Annotated in this window: 5 protein-coding genes; 1 reads left to right on the forward strand and 4 read right to left on the reverse strand. The window is 72.9% G+C overall.

The genetic code is table 11. The features are described 5' to 3' along the window. Together RI554_10770 and RI554_10775 are read right to left on the reverse strand one after the other, a co-directional pair. On the reverse strand, window positions 1-601 hold a 601-nt coding region (locus RI554_10770), incomplete at its 3' end, for a hypothetical protein (GenBank protein ID MDR9392498.1). A 200-nt stretch (window positions 602-801) separates the two neighbouring features. Continuing rightward, window positions 802-1,128 (reverse strand): hypothetical protein, encoded by a 327-nt coding sequence (locus RI554_10775; GenBank protein MDR9392499.1) that lies wholly within the window; start codon window positions 1,126-1,128, stop codon window positions 802-804. Window positions 1,129-1,215: 87 nt separating this feature from the next. On the opposite strand from RI554_10775, the gene menC reads away from it, so the two are divergent. Beyond that, window positions 1,216-2,319, forward strand: a complete 1,104-nt coding sequence (gene menC / locus RI554_10780) for an o-succinylbenzoate synthase (GenBank protein MDR9392500.1) — start codon at window positions 1,216-1,218, stop codon at window positions 2,317-2,319. A gap of 4 nt (window positions 2,320-2,323) precedes the next feature. On the opposite strand, the gene RI554_10785 is transcribed toward menC, so the two are convergent. Together RI554_10785 and RI554_10790 are read right to left on the reverse strand one after the other, a co-directional pair. Continuing rightward, on the reverse strand, window positions 2,324-3,112 hold the full coding sequence (locus tag RI554_10785) for an SDR family oxidoreductase (GenBank protein ID MDR9392501.1): 789 nt from the start codon (window positions 3,110-3,112) through the stop codon (window positions 2,324-2,326). A gap of 73 nt (window positions 3,113-3,185) precedes the next feature. Further along, the coding region (locus RI554_10790) for a dihydrodipicolinate synthase family protein (GenBank protein ID MDR9392502.1) at window positions 3,186-3,806 on the reverse strand (621 nt) is incomplete at its 5' end.

The following is a 3,806-nucleotide window of genomic DNA, read 5'->3' on the forward strand; positions in this document are numbered from 1 at the left end:
TCTTCGCGGGTGCGGTCTTGGAGGACGCCTTCTTCGCCGGCGCTTTCTTCGCTGCAGACGCCGTCGACGCTGCGGAAGCCTTGCCGGCCGTCTTCGAGGCCGACGCCTTCGTCTCGGAGGCGCCCTTCGCCGAACCCTTCTTCGCGGGAGCCTTCTTCGCCGGTGCCTTCTTCGCTGCGGTCTTCGACGCGGATGCGGTGGACGTGGACGCCTTCTTCGCCGTAGGTGCCTTCTTCGCCGTGGTCTTCGCCGTGGTCTTCGCCGTCGTCTTCGCAGCGGTCGTCGAGGCCGACGCCTTCGTCTCGGAGGCGCCCTTCGCCGAACTCTTCTTGGCGGGGGCCTTCTTCGCGGGGGCCTTCTTCGCGGCGGTCTTCGCCGTCGTCTTCGCAGCGGTCTTCGAGGCCGACGGCTTCGTCCCGGAGGCGCCCTTCGCCGGCGCCTTCTTGGCGGGAGCCTTCTTCGCCGGCGTCTTCGTGGCCGACGCCTTCGCGGCGGGGGTCTTCGTGGCGCGCGACGACTTCGCCGACGCGTTCGTCTCGGACGCGGTCCGGCCGGCGGGCTTCTTCGCCCGGGTCGGTTTCTTGTCGGCGTCGTTCGCCATGTACTCCTCCGCAACGTCACGTGTGGGCGAGCTTCGGAAGTCGCACCCGAGGGGCAGCCAAGGGATCGGGACCAGGGGCGTCGCGAGGGAGGGTACCACGAGCGGTACCGCGCACCGGCGCACGAGTCCCGCGCTGCGCGGACCTCGGGCGCCGGAGCGCGCGGCGGGTCGAGACCGAACGCGGCGGCGGGGCGTCTGGCTCAGTTGCTCGAGCCGCTCGACGCGCGCCGCATCAGCTCCACGAGACCCCGGACGCGTCCCCCTCCGATCGTCGCGGACACCCCGTCCGTGGCGAGCAGGCCGGCGAGGTACTCCTGGGCGCGCTCCGCTTCGCTGGCGTCCTCCCCGACGTACAGGATCGCCTCGTAGCCGCTCGCGAGGTACGCGACGATCTCGAACGCGTCGGGGTCCACCCGGCCCGCATCGACCGCGTCGGGGTCGGCGTCCTCGGGGTAGAGATCCATCAGGCGGATCGCCTCCACGGCGGACAGGTTGATCAGGGCGTCGTCGATGCTTCGGATCCACATGGGGGCGGGCCTCCTCGGGGCGTCGTCGGAGGCCGGTCGCGGCCCCGTCGCGCCGTTCATCGTACCCTCACCGTCGAGGAGGCCCACGTGAAGATCGAAGCGCTCGAGCTACGCGAAGTGACGCTCCCGATGCGAACCCCGTTCCGCACGAGCTTCGCGGTCGAGACCGACCGCCGACTCCTGCTGGTGACGCTGCACGCCGAGGGCGTCGAGGGCCTCGCCGAATGCGTGGCGGGGTCGTTCCCCGGCTACGCGCCGGAGACGACCGACACCGCCTGGACGATCCTCGAGCGGCACGTCGCCCCGCGCATCGTCGGCGCGTCGTTCGCGACGCCCGACGCGCTGCTCGCGGCGCTCGCGCCGATCCGTGGGCACGACATGGCGGTCGCGGCGGTCGAGATGGCGTTCTGGGACGCGCAGGCGAAGGCGTGGGGCGTGCCGCTCTGGCAGCTGCTCGGGGGGCACGATCGGCCGGTCCCGGTCGGCGTGTCGCTCGGGATCCAGGCGAACGTCGAGGCGACCGTCGACGCCGCCCGCCGGGCGGTCGACGAGGGCTACCGCCGCGTGAAGCTCAAGATCGCGCCGGGCTGGGACGTCGCCCCGGTCGCCGCGGTCCGCGACGCCCTGCCGGACGTGCCCCTCACGGTCGACGCGAACAGCGCCTACCGCCTCACCGACGCACGGGTCCTGCGCGAGCTGGACGCTTTCGCGCTCGATTACGTCGAGCAGCCGCTGGCGCACGACGACCTCGTCGACCACGCGACGCTCCAGGAGATGCTCACCACCCCGATCTGTCTGGACGAGTCGATCCACGGCCCCGAGGACGCCCGCAAGGGCCTCGAGCTGGGGGCGGGCCGCGTGATCAACGTCAAGGTCGGGCGCGTGCGGGGCTTCCGTCGCGCGCGGATGGTGCACGACGTCGCGGACGCGTTCGGCGCGCCGGTGTGGTGCGGCGGGATGCTGGAGACCGGCGTCGGGCGGGCCGCGAACCTGCACCTGTCGACGCTGGAGAACTTCACGCTCCCCGGCGACACCGCCAGCGCCAGCCGCTACTGGGAGCGCGACCTGATCGAGCAGCCGCTCGAGGCGGTCGACGGCCTGCAGACGGTGCCCTCCGACGGGCCTGGCCTTGGGGTGACGTTGGACCGGGCGTTCGTCGACGCGGTCACGACCCGGACCGCGACGCTCTAGCGCCTCACATCCCCCGGATCAACCCCCCGTCGACCAGCAGGTGCTCGCCGGTGACGTACGACGCGGCAGGGCTCGACAGGAACGCCGCGACGCGACCGAACTCCGCCGGCTCGCCGAGCCGTCCCAGCGGGATGTTCGCGACCGTCGCGGTGCGGACCTCCTCCACCGTCCGGCCGCTGCGTTCGGCGTTGGCGGCGTCGAGCTGGTCGATGCGGGGCGTGTGCACCCGGCCGGGGGACAGCACGTTGACGCGGATGCCGTCGGGGGCGTACTCCTCGGCGAGGTGCTTGCTGAGCGCCCGCACGGCGGGCCGGAAGACGTTGCTGAGCAGCAGGTTGGGGATCGGCTGCTGGACGCTGGAGCTGGCCAGCGTGAGGATCGAGCCGCCCCCCGCGGTGCGGAGGTGCGGGATCGCGAGGCGCACGCTGCGCACGACGCTCTGCAACGTCAGTTGGTAGGCGCGGTCCCACGCCGCTTCGTCGACGCTTTCGAACTGGCCGGGGGGCGGACCGCCGGCGTTGTTCACGAGGACGTCGAGGCCCCCGAGGGCGTCGGTCGCCGCGCGGAACAGCGCCTGGAGGGAGATCGCGTCGGCGACGTCGGCTTCGAAGGCGTGCACGGTCGCGCCGGTGGCCTCCCGGATCGTGCCGGCGGCCTCCTCGGCGCGGGCGGCGTCGCGGCTGCAGAGCGCGACGGTAGCGCCCTCCCGCGCGAGTTCGAGGGCGGTGGCGCGTCCCAGGCCGCTGCTGGCGGCGAGGACGAGGGCGCGTTTGTGGGTCAGACCGAGATCCATGGGGTACCTCCGGGGGCGTCCCGCGGGGCGGGCGTGGGGAAGGCGTGGGGAAGGGCGTGGGAACGAACGGGCGTCAGGCGGGCAGCTCGACCGGGCCGGGCCCGAGGGGTAGGCCGCAGCGCGCGACGACCTGCGCGAACTCCGCGCGGTCGATCTCCGTCAGGCTCGGGGCGGGGGGGCGGCACACCTCCGTCGCGTAGGTGCCGCGCATGCGGTAGACGTGCTTGCGGAACGCCAGGCCGATGCCGGGCTGGAACTCGTAGCGCATGAGGTCGATCGTGCGGTGGAACAGGCGTTCGGCGCCGGCGGCGTCGCCCGAGGCGTAGCGGCGGTACAGACCGACGAGCACCTCGGGGAAGGCGAAGCCGGTCATGATGCCGGCCGCGCCGCGCTGCAGCTCCTCGAGGAAGTACTGCCCCCCGAGCCCCCCGAACACCCCGATGTGGCCCTCGGACGCCTCGATCACGGCGCTGACCTTCGGCAGGGCCGGGGTGTCCTCGAGCTTGATGTAGGGCGCGACGCCGTCGCGCGCGAGGCGCCCGATCAGGTCGACCGACAGCGTGAGGCCGAAGCTGGCGGGGTAGTCGTGCAGGATCAGCGGGAGGTCGGTGGCGTCCGCGACGGTCCGGAAGTGCCGCTCGAGGGCGGCGTCGTTCTGCGGGGCGATGGGGGCGACGAACACCGCGTCCGCGCC

It is taken from the genome of Trueperaceae bacterium (genome assembly GCA_031581195.1).
Lineage (GTDB): Bacteria > Deinococcota > Deinococci > Deinococcales > Trueperaceae > SLSQ01.

What these genes read in the sequence shown, in the direction of transcription:
- RI554_10775 (MDR9392499.1), bottom strand. Translation starts at nt 1,128, where the DNA reads ATGTGGATCCGAAGCATCGACGACGCCCTGATCAACCTGTCCGCCGTG.
- RI554_10785 (MDR9392501.1), bottom strand. Translation starts at nt 3,112, where the DNA reads ATGGATCTCGGTCTGACCCACAAACGCGCCCTCGTCCTCGCCGCCAGC.